General features: G+C 74.8%; 14 protein-coding genes. 13 read left to right on the top strand and 1 reads right to left on the bottom strand.

The window, feature by feature from the left end; all coding sequences use genetic code 11:
* Window positions 1-3: 3 nt before the first annotated feature.
* Both LPU43_RS00300 and LPU43_RS00295 read left to right on the top strand, forming a co-directional pair.
* Complete coding sequence (locus LPU43_RS00300) at window positions 4-630, top strand: Pvc16 family protein (protein ID WP_229397632.1); 627 nt, start codon at window positions 4-6, stop codon at window positions 628-630.
* A 3-nt stretch (window positions 631-633) separates the two neighbouring features.
* Window positions 634-2,688, top strand: a complete 2,055-nt coding sequence (locus LPU43_RS00295; protein WP_229397630.1) for an ATP-binding protein — start codon at window positions 634-636, stop codon at window positions 2,686-2,688.
* A gap of 10 nt (window positions 2,689-2,698) precedes the next feature.
* Here LPU43_RS00295 and LPU43_RS00290 read toward each other — a convergent pair whose 3' ends face one another.
* Window positions 2,699-3,523: a hypothetical protein gene (locus tag LPU43_RS00290; RefSeq protein WP_229397628.1), complete on the bottom strand. Its 825-nt coding sequence runs from the start codon at window positions 3,521-3,523 to the stop codon at window positions 2,699-2,701.
* A gap of 284 nt (window positions 3,524-3,807) precedes the next feature.
* Here LPU43_RS00290 and LPU43_RS00285 point away from each other — a divergent pair, with 284 nt between their 5' ends.
* The 11 genes from LPU43_RS00285 (at window position 3,808) to LPU43_RS00235 (ending at window position 17,261) form a co-directional block, all read left to right on the top strand.
* Window positions 3,808-4,560 (top strand): eCIS core domain-containing protein, encoded by a 753-nt coding sequence (locus LPU43_RS00285; protein ID WP_229397625.1) that lies wholly within the window; start codon window positions 3,808-3,810, stop codon window positions 4,558-4,560.
* Window positions 4,561-4,636: 76 nt separating this feature from the next.
* Window positions 4,637-8,194 carry a hypothetical protein gene (locus LPU43_RS00280; RefSeq protein ID WP_229397623.1) on the top strand — a complete coding sequence of 1,186 codons (3,558 nt, stop codon included), beginning with the start codon at window positions 4,637-4,639 and terminating at the stop codon, window positions 8,192-8,194.
* A complete protein-coding gene (locus tag LPU43_RS00275) occupies window positions 8,191-8,865 on the top strand; it encodes a hypothetical protein (RefSeq protein WP_229397621.1) in 675 nt (224 codons plus the stop codon). Before LPU43_RS00280 ends, LPU43_RS00275 begins: the two co-directional genes overlap by 4 nt.
* 235 nt (window positions 8,866-9,100) lie before the next feature.
* Window positions 9,101-10,633, top strand: a complete 1,533-nt coding sequence (locus LPU43_RS00270) for a phage tail sheath family protein (RefSeq protein WP_229397618.1) — start codon at window positions 9,101-9,103, stop codon at window positions 10,631-10,633.
* Between the two features lie 24 nt (window positions 10,634-10,657).
* Complete coding sequence (locus LPU43_RS00265; RefSeq protein WP_229397616.1) at window positions 10,658-11,101, top strand: phage tail protein; 444 nt, start codon at window positions 10,658-10,660, stop codon at window positions 11,099-11,101.
* A 4-nt stretch (window positions 11,102-11,105) separates the two neighbouring features.
* Window positions 11,106-11,573: a hypothetical protein gene (locus tag LPU43_RS00260; RefSeq protein ID WP_229397614.1), complete on the top strand. Its 468-nt coding sequence runs from the start codon at window positions 11,106-11,108 to the stop codon at window positions 11,571-11,573.
* The gene (locus tag LPU43_RS00255; protein ID WP_229397612.1) at window positions 11,570-11,728 is read left to right on the top strand and encodes a DUF6760 family protein; all 159 of its coding nucleotides are present in this window, start codon (window positions 11,570-11,572) and stop codon (window positions 11,726-11,728) included. Before LPU43_RS00260 ends, LPU43_RS00255 begins: the two co-directional genes overlap by 4 nt.
* Window positions 11,729-11,732: 4 nt before the next feature.
* The gene (locus LPU43_RS00250) at window positions 11,733-14,174 is read left to right on the top strand and encodes a hypothetical protein (protein WP_229397610.1); all 2,442 of its coding nucleotides are present in this window, start codon (window positions 11,733-11,735) and stop codon (window positions 14,172-14,174) included.
* A gap of 46 nt (window positions 14,175-14,220) precedes the next feature.
* The gene (locus tag LPU43_RS00245; protein WP_229397608.1) at window positions 14,221-14,658 is read left to right on the top strand and encodes a phage tail protein; all 438 of its coding nucleotides are present in this window, start codon (window positions 14,221-14,223) and stop codon (window positions 14,656-14,658) included.
* A 4-nt stretch (window positions 14,659-14,662) separates the two neighbouring features.
* A complete protein-coding gene (locus LPU43_RS00240; protein ID WP_229397606.1) occupies window positions 14,663-15,436 on the top strand; it encodes a CIS tube protein in 774 nt (257 codons plus the stop codon).
* Window positions 15,426-17,261 (top strand): VgrG-related protein, encoded by a 1,836-nt coding sequence (locus LPU43_RS00235; RefSeq protein ID WP_229397604.1) that lies wholly within the window; start codon window positions 15,426-15,428, stop codon window positions 17,259-17,261. Before LPU43_RS00240 ends, LPU43_RS00235 begins: the two co-directional genes overlap by 11 nt.
* The last annotated feature ends 2 nt before the right edge of the window (window positions 17,262-17,263 follow it).

Raw genomic sequence — 17,263 nt, 5'->3', positions numbered from 1 at the left:
CCGGTGATCCACGAGGTCGACGACGCGCTGCGCCGGCTCGTCCGCGACCGGGCGCTGCCCGGCTCCGGGGTGGACATCGTCCTGGAGGCGCCGACGAAGGAGTGGGCGGCCCGGCGCAACGCCCCCACCGTCAACGTCTACCTCTACGACATCCGTGAGGACCTGCGCCGCCGGTCCCGGGCGCTGCTCAACGAGTACGACGAGCGCGGCCAGGTCGCCCGCCGCGTCGCCCCGCCCCGCTACGTCAAGCTGTCCTACCTGGTGACCGCCTGGACGCAGCGCCCCGAGGACGAGCACCGGCTGCTGTCGTCGCTGCTGCTGTGCTTCCTGCGCCTCGACGCGCTGCCCCGGGACCTGCTGACCGGCTCGGTGGCGGCGATCGGGATGCCGGTGCCGATGACGGTGGCGCTGCCGCCGCCGGAGGACCGCGCGTTCGCCGACGTGTGGACCGCGCTCGGCGGGGAGCTGAAGCCCTCGCTCGACGTGGTGGTCAGCGCGCCGGTGGACGGCGGTCCCGTGATGGAGGCCGGCCCGCCGGCCCGCGAGGGCGTGCTCGCCGAGGTGGGCGACCGCACCGGCGACGCCGCCGCCGACCGGGTCCGGCACCGGCCGGCCCGCGCGGAGGGCTGAGCCGTGGCCGAGGGGTCAGCGGCGCTGCTGCGCCGCCTCCAGCGGGTCGAGCTGGCGGTCCGCGCCGCAGTGGCGGCCCGCCGCGAGGCCGACCCGCAGCCCGACGACCCGTTCCGGGGGCTGTACCTCTCCGACGAGGCGGTCGACGCCGCCCTCGCCGCCGGCCGGGGGCCCTTCGCCCCGTGGCCGGGCGGCCCGGCCGACGCCTCGGCAAGGGCGTCGGCCGGGCCGGGGGCGTCACCGCTCCCCGGGCACGCCGAGGGCCCGGACCGGCTGGCGGCGCTGGCCCGCGCGGCGGGGCTGACCCCGCTGGACGAGGCGCTGCTGCTGGTGGCCCTCGCCCCCGACGTGGACAGCCGGTTCGAGCTGTTCTACGGCTACCTCAACGACGACGTGACGCGCCGCCGCCCGTCGATCGGGCTGGCGCTGCGGCTGTCCGGGCTGCCCGAGGCCGCCGCTCCGGCCCGGCTCCGGCTCGCCGCCGGTGCGCCGCTGGTCGACCTGGCCCTGCTGCGCGTGGACTCCCCCGACCGGCCGGTGCTGTCCCGGGGGCTGTGGGTGCCCGACCGGGTGGGCGGCTGGCTGCTCGGCGCGGACGCTCCCGAGCCGTCCCTGGTCGGGCTCGCCGAGCCGGTCGACGCGGCCGGGCCGCCCCCACCGGGCGCGCAGCGGCTCGGCCGGTCCGGGGCGCGGCTGGCGTACCTGCGGGAGAAGGCCGGCGGCAGCGGCCCCGCCCTCGCGGTGGCCGCCCTCGATCACGCCGGGCGCGGCGCGCTCGCCGTGGACCTGCCCCGGCTCGCGGCCGACCCGCAGGCGGCGGAGCTGGCCACCGTGCTGGTCCGGGAGGCCCTGCTCACCGGGGCGGGCCTGGTGGTCGGGCCGGTGCGCGGCGACGAGCCGTGGGCGGTGTGGTCCCGGCTCACGGCCGGGAAGGCGCCGGTGCTGGCGTACGGGTCGCAGCCGTGGGACCCGGCGTGGACGGCGCTGACCCCGGTTCAGGTGGACGTCGAGCCGCTGAGCGCCGCCGAGCGGGCCGAGGTGTGGCGGACCGCCCTGCCCGGCCCGCTCGCCGGCGGGCTCGACCCGGCCGCCGCCACCGCCCAGTTCGTGCTCGGCGCGCCGGCGATCCGCCGGGCCGCCTCGGTGGCCGCGCAGCTCGCCGCCGCCGCCGGGGAGCAGGTCGGCGCGGCGCACCTGCGGGCGGGCGCGCGTACCCAGAACGCGGCCGGGCTGGAGCGGCTGGCCCGGCGGATCGTCCCCGAGGTCGGCTGGGACGACCTGGTGCTGCCCCCGGCGACGCTGTCGCTGCTGCACGAGCTGGCGGGACGGGCCCGGCACCGCGACCGGGTGCTGCGCGAGTGGCGGATGCGCCCCGGCGGCGGGCGCGGGCACGGGGTGACCGCCCTGTTCGCCGGGGACTCGGGCACCGGCAAGACCATGTCCGCCGAGGTGGTGGCCGGCAGCCTCGGGCTGGACCTGTACACGGTCAACCTGGCCACGGTGGTGGACAAGTACGTCGGCGAGACCGAGAAGAACCTGGAGCGCATCTTCGGCGAGGCCGCCGGGGTGAACGGGGTGCTCCTCTTCGACGAGGCGGACGCGATCTTCGGCAAGCGTTCCGAGGTACGCGACGCCCACGACCGCTACGCCAACATCGAGTCCGCGTACCTGCTGCAACGGATGGAGACGTTCGACGGGCTGGCGGTCCTCGCGACGAACCTGCGGGCCAACCTCGACGAGGCGTTCACCCGCCGCCTCGACGTGGTGGTGGACTTCCCGGTGCCCGACGAGGCGGCCCGGCGGGCGCTGTGGGACCGCTGCCTCGGCGACCGGGTGCCCCGCGCGCCCGACGTGGACCTGGGCTTCCTCGCCGGGGCGTTCGAGCTGGCCGGCGGGCACATCCGCTCGGCGGCGGTGACCGCCGGTTACCTGGCCGCCGGGGCGGGCCGACCGGTGGGGATGGCGGAGCTGATCGGCGCGGTCGGGCGGGAGTACCGCAAGCTCGGCCGGCTCACCCTGGAGAGCGAGTTCGGCCCGTACCTGGGGCTGGCCGTCTGACCGGGCGCGCTCACTCCCAGACGGTGACCCGGACCGTGAGCTGCCCCTGAACCGCCCGGCTCACCACCAGCAGCGCGTACCGACCCGTCGAGGTGACCACGCAGATCCCCCGCCCCTCCAGCAGCCGGTCCCCGACGGGGCGGGCGGACGGCTCGCCGTACCGGGCGCGGACGCAGTCGGCGCGCTGCCACGGGCCGCCGCCCGACAGCGCCGCCGCGTACCTCGGGTCGTTGCGGCTGATCACCGCGTCGTTGTTGGCGTCGGGCCACCAGGAGGCGTAGCCGACGTCGCGGTTGGGGCCCCAGTCGTCCTTCGTCGGGCTCCAGTTCGCCGCCATCGAGTCCAGGTCGTAGGCGGTGTAGTCGGCCATGACCAGCGTCCCGCTGCGCCGCACCTCCCCGGAGAGGTTCGCCGGCTCGGTCGGCGGGGGTGGTGGCGGTGGCGGCTTCCGCGTCGGGGTCGGGTCGGCCGTGGGCAGGCCGGTCGGGGGCGGCTGCCGGGTCGGGTCGGGAGAGGGCGGCGGGCCGTCCGAGGGCGGGTCGCCCGGCGACGACACGGCGGGCGACGGGTCGCCCGACGGCCCGGGGCCGGGACCGGGGCCGTCGGCGGACGGCCCCGGCGCCACGGAACCGGAGACGCTCGGGGCGGGACCGACCAGCCCCTGCACGATGCCGGCGCCCTTCGCCCAGACGGCGGTGATGAGCAGCGGCAGGACCGCCGAGGCGAGGGCCGCCTTGAGGCCCCACCCGCGCCACCACGACCGGCGGCCGGAATCCCCGGCGCGCGGGCGGGGTCGCCGCGACGAGGCGCGGGGGGCTGATCGACGTAGGGGCATCGGGGGCCTCCCGTCCACTCCAGACAGTCGCCCGGACTGCCGATGGTATGCGCGCGCGGCAAGGCCCGGCGGGCCCCGCGACCGAATCGGGACCGACGGTGGTGACCGGCGTCCGCCGCGCGGGCCGCACGCGCCGCCGGTGCGCCCCGCGCTGCCCGTACGGGCAGCTCAGGCTGCCCGCACGGCTGGCCCGGCCCCCCCTGTACGACGGCGGCGGGGCGCGGGACGGTCTACCGGGAGACCCGGGCGTCGGCGCGCCGGGCGACCCGGTGAGGAGGCCCGACATGCGCGGACATCGCGAGTTCGACTCCGACGCGGCGGCGCGCCCGGCGGGCGACCGGCCGTCCGCCGCCGAGCGCGACACCGACCACCTGACGTACGCCGCCGCCAGCGCCGGCCGCACCGACGTCCTCGGCGCGTCCGGGCTGCTCGGCCTGCAACGGGCGGTCGGCAACCGGGCCGTCGGCGAGCTGGTCGAGCCGGAGCGCTCCCCCGTACACGACGTGGTCGGCTCCGGCGGCGGGACGCCGCTCGCCCCCGACGTGCGGGCCGACATGGAGGCCCGCTTCGGCGGCCAGGACTTCGGCGACGTCCGGGTGCACACCGACGGCGCGGCGCACGAGTCGGCGAGGTCGGTCAACGCGCAGGCGTACACGGTCGGCTCCGAGATCGTCTTCCAGCGCGACAGCTACGACCCGACGTCGGCGGCCGGGCAGCACATGCTGGCCCACGAGCTGACCCACGTCGTGCAGCAGCGCAGCGGCCCGGTCGACGGCACCGACCACGGCGGCGGGGTGAGGGTCAGCGACCCCTCCGACCGCTTCGAGCGCGAGGCCGTGGCGAACGCCGACCGGCTGATGACAGCCCCGGCGGCTGCCACCCCGGCCCCGGCCGCGCCCGTGCAGCGGGCCGTCGAGCACGACGGGCACGACCGCCCGACGGTGCAGCGCGAGGAGCTGCCCGAGGAGGACGAGTCGGCGCAGACGTACGTGCAGCGGCAGGAGGCACCCGAGGAGGAAGAGGAGCCCGCCGAGTAGCGCCCTTCTCCGCCGCGACCCGCGCGGCGTCCACTCGTTGGGCCACAGGTGGGCCGCCCCGACCGGGAGGTGTGAGGTGAAGGCACCGGCCGAGGAGCGGGGCGACGCCCGCCGCGCTCCCGCCCCGCCGCCCCGCGCGGTCACCAACCCCGAGCCCACCCCGGCGGTACGCGAGCCGGCCGCCCGTCCGCTGAGCCGGGCGGCGGTGCAGCGGTTGCAGGCGGGCGCGGGGAACCGGGCGGTTGCGGGGTTGGTGGCTCAGCGGTGGGCGGCGTCGACGCGTACCGCCGCGGCGAAGCGCCCGGGTGCCGGCGGCTCCGGGCGTGGCCCGACCGGGTCGGTGCCCGCCCGGCGCTCCCCCGCCGCCCCGGCGACCTCGGGCGCCGCGCCCGCCTCCGCCGTCGGGCCGGTGGAGGCCGCGCCGGTGCAGCGGCTCGCGGCCGACGCGGGCCCGGTGCATCGCCCCGGGCCCCAGGCCGACCCGAAGTTCGCGGCGCTGAAGGCCGACGTGCGCGGCAAGCAGCAGGCCATGTCGGCGCACCCGCCGGCCTCGGCGGAGGCGGCACGGGCGCAGGGCGCGGCGAAGCCGCCGCAGGACGACAGGGAGGCCCAGGGCAAGGCGGCGAACGCGGAGAAGATGAACGCCGCGAAGCCGGGCGAATTCGACAAGGCCGCCTTCGTGCGGGCGGTGAACGAGGCGATCGCGGCGCAGGCGCCGAAGAACCTCGACGAGGCCGACAAGTTCGGCGACTCGGGCAAGGCCGACGCGGTCAAGGGTCAGGTGCAGGGCCAGGTCACCGACGGCAAGAAGTCGTCGGCGAAGGCGATCGAGACCACCACCAAGGCCCCGCCCGACACGTCGAAGGCCGTCGACAAGCAGGTCACGCCTCTCGTGGCGGAGAAGCCGCCGGCCACCCCCGGCACGCCGGATCCGGCGAAGGCCGTACCGGACAGGGCCCCCGCCGCGGCGACGGATTTCTCCGGGGGGCCGAAGCAGGTCGACCAGCAGATGGCCGAGGCGCAGGTCACCGAGGAGCAGCTCGCCAGGTCGAACGAGCCGGAGTTCACCGGGGCGCTGAAGGAGAAGACCGCCGCCGAGCAGCACGCGGCCACCGCCCCCGGTCAGGTGCGCGCGGCCGAGGCGCAGACCCTCACCGGGGCGAAGGCCGCCGCCGGGGCGGCCGGGGCGACGGCGATGACCGCCCTGGCCGGCGACCGCAGGCAGGCCGGCGCGCAGGTCGGGGCGGGCAAGGAGAAGGCCAAGTCGGAGGACGAGGTCAAGCGGGAAAAGGTCACCGCCGTTCTGCAGAAGGTCTTCGACGCCACGAAGTCCGACGTCGAGGACATCCTGTCGGGGCTGGACAAGAAGGTCGACGAGAAGTTCACCGCCGGGGAGAAGGCGGCGCGGGACGCGTTCACCGCCGAGCACAAGCGGCGGATGGACGAGTACAAGGACAAGCGGTACTCGGGCATCGTCGGCAAGGGCCGCTGGATCAAGGACAAGTTCGCCGGGCTGCCCGAGGAGGCCAACCAGATCTTCGTCACGGCCCGCAAGGGCTACGTCGACCGGATGCAGCAGGTCATCTCCGGCGTCGCCGACGTGATCGGCGCGGAGCTGACCCGGGCCAAGCAGCGCATCGCCACCGGCCGGGACCAGTTGCAGGCCGAGGTGAGGAAGCTGCCCGCCGACCTCCAGGCCATCGGCAAGGAGGCGGCGGCCGAGTTCTCGGGGAAGTTCGACGAGCTGACCGAGCAGGTCGACAGCAAGGGCACCGAGCTGGTGCAGACCCTGGCGACGAAGTACAACGAGGCGCTCAAGTCGGTCGACGAGGAGATCGCGGCCGAGAAGGAGAAGAACAAGGGCCTCGTCGCGAAGGCCGTCGACGCCGTCGCCGGGGTCATCAAGACGATCATGCAGCTCAAGGACATGCTGATGGGTGTCCTGGCCAAGGCCGCGCAGGCGGTCATGGCGATCATCAAGGACCCGATCGGGTTCCTCGGCAACCTGGTCAGCGCGGTCGGGGCCGGCCTGAAGCAGTTCCTGGGCAACATCGGCGAGCACCTGAAGAAGGGCCTCGTCGGCTGGCTCACCGGGGCGATGGCCGGGGCCGGGCTGGAACTGCCGGCGAAGTTCGACCTGCGCGGCATCGTCATGATGATCGGCTCCCTGCTCGGGCTGACCTGGGCGTCGATCCGGGGCCTGATCATCAAGCGCGGGGTGCCCGAGCCGGCGATGGGCGCGGTCGAGAAGTCCGTGCCGCTGGTGCAGAAGGTCCAGGCCCAGGGCCTCGGCGGCATGTGGGAGGAGATCCAGGACAAGGTCGGCGACCTCAAGGCCAACCTGTTCGCCAAGATCAGCGAGTACCTGATCCCGACCGTGCTCATGGCCGGCATCACCTGGATCATCTCGCTGCTCAACCCGGCGTCGGCGTTCGTCCGCGCCGTCAAGATGATCATCGACTTCGTCACGTTCATCGTGACCCAGGGCGCGCAGATCATCGAGTTCGTCAACTCCGTGCTCGACGCGATCATCGCAATCGCGGGCGGCGGGACGGGCGGGGTGCCCGCCCTGATCGAGAAGGCCCTGGCCCGGTCGGTGCCGGTGCTCATCGGGGTGCTCGCGGCCGTCCTCGGCGTCGGCGGGATCGCCCAGCGGGTCCAGAAGTTCTTCAAGGGCCTCGCCGCGCCCGTCATGAAGGCCGTGGGCTGGGTGGCCGACAAGATCGCCGCGATCGGCCGCAAGCTCTGGAACAAAATCCGCGGAAAGCGGGGGGACGGCGGCAAGAACGACAAGGGTAAGGACGACAAGGGCAGCACCGACGGGAACCTGTCCCTCGAACGCGGCACGGACATGGCCGGCGAGCCCCACACGGTGTACGTGGAGGCCAAGGGCGGAAAAGTCCGCGTCGAAATGGCCTCCCAGCGCCGGGAGTGGATCGGCGGCCTCATCGACTCCGCACTGAAGCAGGAAAGCGACGGCGATAGGCGCGCAGACCTGCTGAGATATCTCAGAGCCATGAGATCCCAGGTGCGGGAAATGGAGAAGGCGGACGCCAGAGGGCTGACACAGGCGAAGAAGGATCGGATGGACGCTCAACTGGTGGAGATAACCCGGGCATTGAACATCATCGGCCACATGTACGGGATGAAAGACCTCCATGACTTCACCAAGAGCGCCTACACCGCGAACGGCCGCTTGCTGGACGCCTACCGCAGCGGCAAGGCCATACGCGCCACCTTCTACCCGGCCTGGGACTCCGCCGCGCAGGCGGAGAAGCGCCGACAGCTCAGGGAGCACCGGAACCGGCTGACCACCGAGAGATCCACCTGGGACCCGAGGGGCACCCACACCGGATCGGACTGGTACGTGTGCCCGGGAAATCAGGTGTCGACCGCGCCCCACCTGGCCGACAGGTCCACCTCCACCGGGCTGCCCGCCATCGACCACAAGCGAGAGGTGTCGACGCACTGGAACGAGGAGGGGCACAACACGGATCAACCACCACGGGAGCATTGGTACAACGACATATCAAACCACGCGACCATCTGCACCAGTTGTAACGGGAGCAAGAGCGGACCGGATTTCAAGCTCGACGTCGGCCCCAACTTCCGAGGACCGGGAGACCCGCCGTGACCGAACAGTTCGACCTCACTTCCACCACAGCAGACCCCGGCCCCCTGAACTTCAAACTGTGGCTTCCTCGCTGGGAATCGAGCCAGCGCCAGCTCCACTGCCACTTCTACGCGACCACCACCGGCTTGACCCAGATCAACGAGGGCAGCCCGGATTGCATGACGCAATTTCTGAGCGATCTCGGGCGGCCCGACGCCCGGGTCACCAACTGGTCGGTCAAGCGATACCGGGCGACGTACTTCTCCGACTTCCCCGACGCCGAGGGCTGGGAAGACCGGCTGGTGCTCACCTGGGCCGTCGAGATCCGGGCCGACAGAACGGCGGACCCCGAGGACGCGGGCACACACGCCCCGGGGCCGCATGGCAGCTACGCCTACGACGCCACGTTCGCCGACGAGGACGAGGACTGGGAACGCACCCGCGAGCACGTTCTGGTCGTCGCCGGCACCGCCTACGGTCCCCGGGTCGAGGCCACCTCGCTGGAGCTGCCCCCGGCCGTACGCTCGGCGAGCGATCACATCTTCGAGGGCATGGTCGCCGTGGACCTGGGGGAACTTGACTTCCCGGCCGACCTGCCGCAGGTCGACGAGGTCCTCGCCCGTTGCAGGGATCGCGGTCTGCACACGAACTGGAAGGACCGGACCCTGTGGTTGGACAGCCGGGCCCCCTGAGGCCGGGATGAAGACCGACGGTGCTGGCTGTCTGGAGCTGTGCAGGCGGTCTGATGCTCCCCACGAGCGTTAGCAAGGGGCCCTTCCTCTACCGAAAGCGTTAACAAGGTGCCCTTCCTTCGTCCGGTGCCTGAACGGGCAGCGAACGGTTCCCGATCAAGCGGCCCGCAGGACGTGTGAAGCCCGCCCCGCGCGCGGGACGCTCGACTCGACCCCCGAGGGACGAGGAGGCGGGATGCCCAACTACCTGGCGCCGGGCGTGTACGTCGAGGAGGTGGAGTCCGGCTCCCGCCCGATCGAGGGCGTCGGCACGGCCGTCGCCGCGTTCGTCGGCTTCGCCGCGCAGGGGCCGTTCAACACCCCGACCCTGGTGACGAACTGGAGCCAGTACTCCCAGGTCTTCGGCGAGTTCGCCCCCGACTGCTACCTCGGCCACGCCGTGTACGGGTACTTCATGCAGGGCGGCGGGGCCGCGTACATCGTGCGGGTGGGCGGCGACCGGGCCAGCGACGAGGCCCTGCCCCCCGCCCCCGAGCCGGCGGCGATCCTCGGCACGTACCGGGTGGTGGCCCGCGCCCTGCCCGAGGGCACCCCGGACGACCTGTCGGTCGAGGTCGCCGACCCGCCGGAGGGCGCGCCCGAGGACCGCTTCACCCTGGTGGTCAAGCGCGGCGGTCAGGTGGTCGAGACGTTCGAGTCGGTGACCACCAAGCGCACCAAGGACAACGTGGTGACGGTGGTCCGCGAGAAGTCGAAGCTGGTGACGATCGAGGAGGCGGCCCCGACGGGCCAGCTCGCCCGGCCCAGCGGCGGCGAGGTGACGCTGGTCGGCCCGGGGCCGGCCTCCGCGCCGGAGACCGTCTCGGCCGACGAGTACGTGGGCGACGCGGCGGAGCGCACCGGCTTCGGGGGCCTGGAGGCCGTCGACGAGGTGACCATGGTCGCGGTGCCCGACCTGATGGGGGCCTACCAGCGCGGCGCGATCGACCTGGAGTCGGTGAAGGCCGTGCAGACGGCGATGATCGCCCACTGCGAGCTGATGGGCGACCGGATGGCCATCCTGGACCCGCCGCCGGCGCTCTCCCCGCAGCAGGTGAAGGAGTGGCGCACCGACCAGGCCGGCTACGACTCGAAGTACGCCGCGCTCTACTACCCGTGGATCAAGGTGTTCGACCCGCTGACCGGCACCAACCGGTTCATGCCGCCGTCGGGCCACCTGGCCGGCGTGTGGGCGCGCAGCGACGCCAACCGGGGCGTGCACAAGGCCCCCGCGAACGAGCAGGTCCGGGGCGCGGTGGCCCTGGAGACCCAGTTGACCCGCGCCGAGCAGGAGCTGCTCAACCCGCTCGGCGTCAACTGCATCCGCGCCTTCCCCGGCCGGGGCATCCTCGTCTGGGGGGCGCGCACCCTGTCGTCCGACCCGGCGTGGCGCTACCTGAACGTGCGGCGGCTCTTCAACTACCTGGAGGAGTCGATCCTCAACGGCACCCAGTGGGTGGTGTTCGAGCCCAACGACCACATGCTCTGGGCGCGCGTCCGCCGCACGATCAGCGCGTTCCTGGTCAACGAGTGGCGGCGCGGAGCACTGTTCGGGCTCACCCCCGACGACGCGTTCTTCGTCAAGTGCGACCAGGAGACCAACCCGGCCGAGAGCATCGACGCCGGCCAGGTGGTCTGCCAGATCGGCGTCGCCCCGGTGAAGCCCGCCGAGTTCGTCATCTTCCAGCTGGCGCAGATGTCCGGCGGCACCAGCCTGGTCAACGAGTAGTCCCCGCAGCGTCAGGAGGCAGTCGTGCCGCTCCCCGATTTCGACTCCGCCGTCGGCCACTCGTTCGGCCTGGAGGTGGACAGCATCATCATCCGCCAGATCACCGAGGTCACCGGCCTCAAGATGGAGCAGGACGTCATCGAGTACAAGTCGAACACCGCCGACGGCAAGTTCACCGTACGGAAGGCGCCCGGCGCGCCGAAGGCCGGCGAGGTCACGCTGACCCGGGGCCTGACGGCGGACAACAGCTTCGAGCGGTGGATCAAGGACTGCCGCTTCGGGAAGATGGGCGACGCCCGCAAGGGCGGCGCGATCATCGTCTTCGACTACGAGGGCTTCCCCATCAAGCGGTACAAGCTCACCAACGCGTGGGCGAAGAGCCTGGAGATCAGCTCGCTCAAGGCCGGCGACACCAGCGTGCTCACCGAGAAGCTCGTGGTGACGTACGAGGCGATGGAGGTCGAGTAACCCCATGCGCCGCACGTCCTCCCTGGTCCCGCCGCCCGGCCCCGGGCAGACGGAGCAAGCCGCGCCGGCCGGGCCGCCCGCCGTCGCCCCGCGCCGCGAGACGCTGCGCACGGAGTTCCCGTTCGAGCTGCCGCGCGGGTACGTGGACGACGCGGGCACCGTGCACCGCGACGGGGTGATGCGGCTGGCGACCGCCCGGGACGAGCTGGTGCCGCTGCGCGACGACCGGGTGCGGGAGAACCCGCCGTACCTGACGGTGGTGCTGCTGAGCCGCGTGATCACCCGGATCGGCACGGTGGCGGACGTGCACCCCGGCGTCGTGGAGGACCTGTTCGCCTCCGACCTGGCGTTCCTCCAGGACATGTACCGGCGGATCAACAGCGAGGGGCACACCCGGGCGAGCGTGGTCTGCCCCGAGTGCCGGCACCGCTTCGCGGTCGACCTCGCCGGTGGCCGCCTGGGGGAATCGTGACGTACGCGGCCGACCGCATCTACACCGAGGTCGCGTACGTCGCCTACCACTTCCACTGGGCGCTGGACGACATCCTCGACCTCGAACACGGCGAGCGGCTGCGCTACGTGGGCGAGATCGCCAGCATCAACACCCGCATGAGCCAGGGACGGTGACCGGATGTGGCCGTGGCGTCGGCGACCGCAGCGGACCGCGCAACGGTCCACGGCGGAGACCCGCGCCCCGGACGGCGGCGGGCCGGCGGCGACCGCCGGAGCGCCGGGTGGCGGCCCGGCGACCACCGCCCCGGCGCGGGCACCGGGCGAGCCGCCCGCCTGGCAGGGCCTGCCGCCGATCCAGCGGGTCACCCCCGACGAGCCCCGGCTGAACCTGCCCGACGCGTTCACCGGGTCGCTGGCCGCCTGGCGCGACCCCTCGTACCTCGCGCCCCTCGGGCACCTCGTCGGGGCCGGCGAGCCGGCCGGCGTGCTGCACGACGCGGCCGTGCCGGTGAGCGGGCCGTCCCCGGCGGCCGTGGCCCCGGAGGCCGCCCATCCGGCCGGCGGGCCCGCGCCGCTGCCCCTAGCCACGCCCCCGTCGGCGGCTCCCCGGCCGACCGCGTCGCCCCTGCAACGGCACGTCGCCGACGCCGGGCCGGGCCGGACACCGGACGCCGCGCCGAGCCGGGCGCCGGACACCGGGCTGGGCCGGGCGCCGGACGCCGGGCCGAGCGAGCGGCCGTCCGCCGGTTTCGCGGTACGGCCGTCGGCCGTGCCGCCGCAGCGGCCGGTGCCGGTGGAGCCGCTCGCGGTCAGCCGGCTGGTGACCGCGCCCCCACCGCCGCAGGAGCTGCACCTGCCCGCCGTCGACGTCGGCCCGGCCGACGTCGACCCGACCATCGGCGGCGCGACCATCGACGATCCGACCGACGCCGGCCCGACCGGGTGGGCGGCCCCGGAACCCGCCGTCACACCCACCCTGGGAGCGGGCGGGGCCGACACGGGAACGGACGCGGGCGACGCGGTGACGTCCGTCCCGGACGGCGCGGCGACGGGCGGTGACGCCGCTCAGGGATCGGCGGTGGGCGGGCCCAGGGCCGTGCCGGATCTTCCCGTGCAGCGCGCGCCCGGGGAGCCGGCGAGGCCGCCGCGCCGGCTCGGGCTGGGCGAGCCGATCGTGTCGCCCGTGTCTCCGGCGGGTCCGCCCCGGGGCGCCCCTCCCCCGCCGGTGCAGCGCACCCGAGCCGGGGACACGGCCGCGCCACCGCTCCCGCCGTCGCCCGCCGTCGGCAGCTACACGGTCCCGATCCAGCGGTCGCCGGGCGGGGACGACCGCCCGGCCACCGGGGAGCGGTTCGGCGCGGAGGTGCCCGCCGGGCAGCGGGGCGGCGCGGACGGGCCCCCCGGGGAACCGGGCGGCACGGACGACACCGCCGGTGTGACCAGTCAGACGGAGACCGGCACCCCGCCGGACGACCGCTCGGCCCCGCTGGTGGGCGACGGGGAGATCACCGTCTCCCGCCTCGACGCGGAGGTTTCCGCCACCGGCGAAGGGCCCTCGCTCGCGGGGCCGCCCGGGGCGGGGAGCACCGGCGGGGACGCGCGCCCGTCCGGTGACCCCACACCTCCGGCCGGGCTGCCCGTCGCCGGACCCACGGCCGGCACGCCGGCACGCGGCGGTCCAGCCGACGCGGGTACGGGCACCCCGCCGCCCGTCCAGACCTACGTGCCGCCGACCGGGGTGGAACTGGCCCCGCTGCTCGGCCAGTTCTCCGCGCTCCCACCGGTCGACGCGGGCGGCGGCGACCCGTTCGCCGCGACGTCCGCCACCCCGTCGACCACCACCCCGTTGACCGCCACCCCGTCGACCACGGCCCCGGTCGGCGCGCCGTCGGACTCGGGCGGGGGCCCGCCGCTGGTCGTGGCCCGGCTGGTCGGTGACCGCCCGCCTCCCCTGCTGACCGGGGCGATGCCGCCCGCGCCCGCGCCGGAGCAGCCCCGCGTGCAGCGGGTGACCTGGCAACGCGACGAGCCGTCGGCCCCGGCCGACGCTACCCGCGTCGCGGCGACCGGGGACGGCACGACCGGAGACGGCACGGCAACGGACGGCACCACCGGGAACGGCGCGGCAACGGACGGCACCACCGGGGACACCGGGGCCGGGCCGGTCGGCCCCCTGACGGTCGTCGCCCCCGTGGACGGGCACCCCCCGGCGGCCACCCCGATCGCCGCGCCCGACGCCCTCGCCCTGGCGACGAGGGGCAGCCCGCCCGAGCAGGCCGACGGCGGGCCGCCGCCCGTGCAGCGGTGGGTGGGCGCGCTGCCCGACGTCCCGGTCCGGGGGCAGCACGCCGGGTCGCCGCTTGCCGCGTACCCCCAGGTGCAGCGGGCCGAGCCGGTCGACGCCACCGTGCCCCCGGCCGATCCGCCCCCGGCGGCGGAACCGGCGGCCGGCGGGGGCGGATCGGCCGGGCAGCCGGGCACGGCGGGGGGCGCGCGCGGCGGCGGGGCCGTCGAGCCGGAGGAACTGCTGAAGAAGCTGTACGACCCGCTGCTGCGCCGGTTGAAGACCGAGCTGCGCCTCGACCGGGAGCGGCACGGGGTGCTCGGCGGGCCGGGCTGAACGGACCGGCGAAACCAGGAGACACGCCCGGGACCAGGAGGGACGAATGCCCACAGACGAGGTCGCCGTCGCGATCGCCTTCGTCGTCAGGATCGACGACCAGGATCTCGGCGCGTTCAACAGCTGCGACGGGCTGGGCTGCGAGGTCGTCGTGGAGCAGCGGGAGGAGGGCGGCAACAACGGGCACGTGTGGCAGCTACCGACCCGGATGAAGTTCTCCAACGTCAAGCTGTCCCGGCCGGTGACCGCCGACAGCACGAAGCTGATGCGCTGGTTCTCGGGGATGGCGAGCGGGCTCACCCGCAAGACCGCCACCATCGAGGCGCGCACCCTGGAGGGCACGGTGATCGCCCGGTGGGGGCTGCTCGACGTCATCCCCGTGAAGTGGACCGGGCCCCAGCTCAGCCCGGACAGCCCGAAGGTGGCCGTGGAGACCCTGGAGCTGGCGCACCACGGCTTCTTCGGCCCCCGGACCGGGGGGTGACCTCGTGGGCGCGTCCCCGGTCACCTTCACCGCCGCCGGCAGCCCCGGCGGGCCGGGCGGCGGCGCGCCGCCGCAGCTCACCCACGCGTACCTGCAACTGCACGAGCCGCCGAACAACGGCGGCACCGCCGCCCCGGGGGCGAAGCTGGGCCGGATCCCGTTCCAGTTCAACCCGAAGGAGCTGGCGCTGACGAAGACCGCCAAGTGGAAGCGGGACGCGCAGCGCAACGCGAAGAAGAGCGGCGTGCCGGAGTTCACCGGCTCGGACCCGGCGAAGCTGACGCTGGAGATGTTCTTCGACGCCACCGCCACGATGGACAGCTCGGTGGTGAAGCGGGTGGAGGAGCTGTTCGGCTGCTGCGTGCCGACCGACGCGAGCCGGCAGCAGAAGAAGGGCTCGCCCCCGTGGGTGGTGTTCCACTGGGGCGGGATGGTCGGCTTCCCCGCGTTCGTGGCCAGCGTCAACGCCAAGTACACCCTGTTCACCCCCGGCGGCACGCCGGTGCGGGCGCTGTGCACGGTGACGCTGGAGGAGATCTCCGGCGAGCAGCCCGGCCAGAACCCGACGTCCGGGGCGCGCGCCGCCCGGGACGTGCACGTCGTCGTCGCCGGGGACACCCTGCACTCGGTGGCCCAGCGCGCGTACGGGCGCTCGGGGCTGTGGCGGGAGATCGCCGAGGCCAACGACATCGACGACCCGATGCGGCTGCGCCCCGGCACCGCCCTGCTGGTGCCCGCCCTGGAGGAGTTGACGGACGGGAGGGCCCGTGGCCAATGAGCAGTTCGCCAACGCGCTGCTGGTCGAGGTGGGCGGCAGCCCGCTGCCGGCGGAGATCGCCGCGCTGCTGACGTACGCGGCGGTCGACGACAGCCGCAACCTGCCCGACCGGTTCGTGCTGCGGTACCGGGACCCGGGCCGCACGGTGCTGGCCAAGGGCGGCTTCGCCATCGGCGCCCCGGTGCGGCTGACCGTGCAGACCTCCGACCCGGGCGGCCCCGCGCCGCTGCTCACCGGCGAGGTGACGGCGGTGGAGTGCGAGCTGGACGCCACGGGCACGTTCACCGAGGTGCGGGGCCTGGACCTGGCGCACCGGCTGCTGCGGGGGCGGCGGGTGGCCGCGTACCCGGGGATGAGCGTGCCGGACGTCGTGCGGCAGGTGGCGCGGCGGGCCGGGCTGAAGGCGGGCCGGATCGACCCGGTCTCCGGCATCGGCGGCGAGCCGGAGGCGCAGCTCAGCCAGGACAACGTCAGCGACTGGGCGTTCCTGCACCGGCTCGCGGAGCTGGTCGGCGCGCAGGTGATGGTGCTCGACGGCGCGCTGCACCTGCGGATGCCCGAGCCGCCGGCCGGCGCGCCGGACCCGTCCACGAAGGCCACCCAGGACCCGCTGGTGCTGGAGGTGAACCGGAACCTGATCGCGCTGCGCGCCGGGGTGACCGCCACGGCGCAGGTGCCCGAGGTGGCCGCCCGGGGCTGGGACCCGGAGACGAAGCGGGCGGTCAGCGCGACCGCGACGCCGACGGTGCCGGGCGCGGAGGGCATCGGCGTGGACCCGGCGGAGCTGGGCCGGAAGGTGGGCAGCCCGCCGTACCTGGTGGCGGACCCGACGCTGCGCTCCGACGCGGCGGTGCGGACGGTGGCCGGGGCGCTCGCCGGCGACCTCGGCGGCGGCTGCGCGGAGATCGAGGGGGTGGCGAAGGGCAACGCCAGGCTGCGCGCGGGCGCGGCGGTGGCGCTGGCCAACATCGGCGAGCCCTTCCAGGGCAGGTACGTGCTGACCAGCACCCGGCACGTCTTCAGCGAGCAGGCCGGCTACACCACCGCGTTCACCGTCTCGGGCCGCTCCGACCGCTCCCTGTACGGGCTGACGGCCGCCGCGCCGGCCCCCGGGCGGGCCGGCGACGGCCTGGTCCCGGCGGTGGTCAGCGACGTGAAGGACCCGAAGAAGCTGGGCCGGGTCCGGCTCACCCTGCCGTGGCTGGACGGGAAGTACACGACGGGCTGGGCGCGGGTGGTGCAGCCCGGGGCGGGCGCGGGCCGGGGGGCGGTGCTGCTGCCGGAGGTGGGCGACGAGGTGCTGGTCGGGTTCACCGGCGGCAACCTCGACGCCGCGTACGTCCTCGGCGGGCTGCACAACGGCACGGACGCGCCGCCGAAGCTGGACACCGAGCCGGTGGACGGCAGCAGCGGCCGGATCGCCGCGCGGGCCCTGGTCTCGCGCACCGGCCACCGCCTGGAGCTGTTGGAGGCGGGCAGCGGCCCGGACGGGATCCTCCTCGCCACCGGGGACCGCAGGTTCACCCTGCGGCTCGACCGGACCGGCCGGCAGGTGGAGATCGTCAGCGACGGCAAGGTGAGCGTCCGGGCCAAGGAGGGCATCGCCTTCGACGCCGGCACCGGCGCGCTGGAGCTGGCCGGGCAGAAGGTCACCGTCACCGCGAAGGGCGACGTCGGCATCGAGGGCCAGGGGCAGGTGAAGGTGCGCGGCACGGCCGGCGCGTCGGTGGAGGGCGCGACGGTGAAGGTCACCGGCCAGGGCGGCGCGGAGCTGACCGCGAGCGGCCCCGTGACGGTCCGCGGCGGCGTCGTCCGGATCAACTGAGA

Source organism: Micromonospora okii, from assembly GCF_020884795.1.
Lineage (GTDB): Bacteria > Actinomycetota > Actinomycetes > Mycobacteriales > Micromonosporaceae > Micromonospora > Micromonospora okii.
This window is presented reverse-complemented; position numbering and strand designations above follow the sequence as displayed.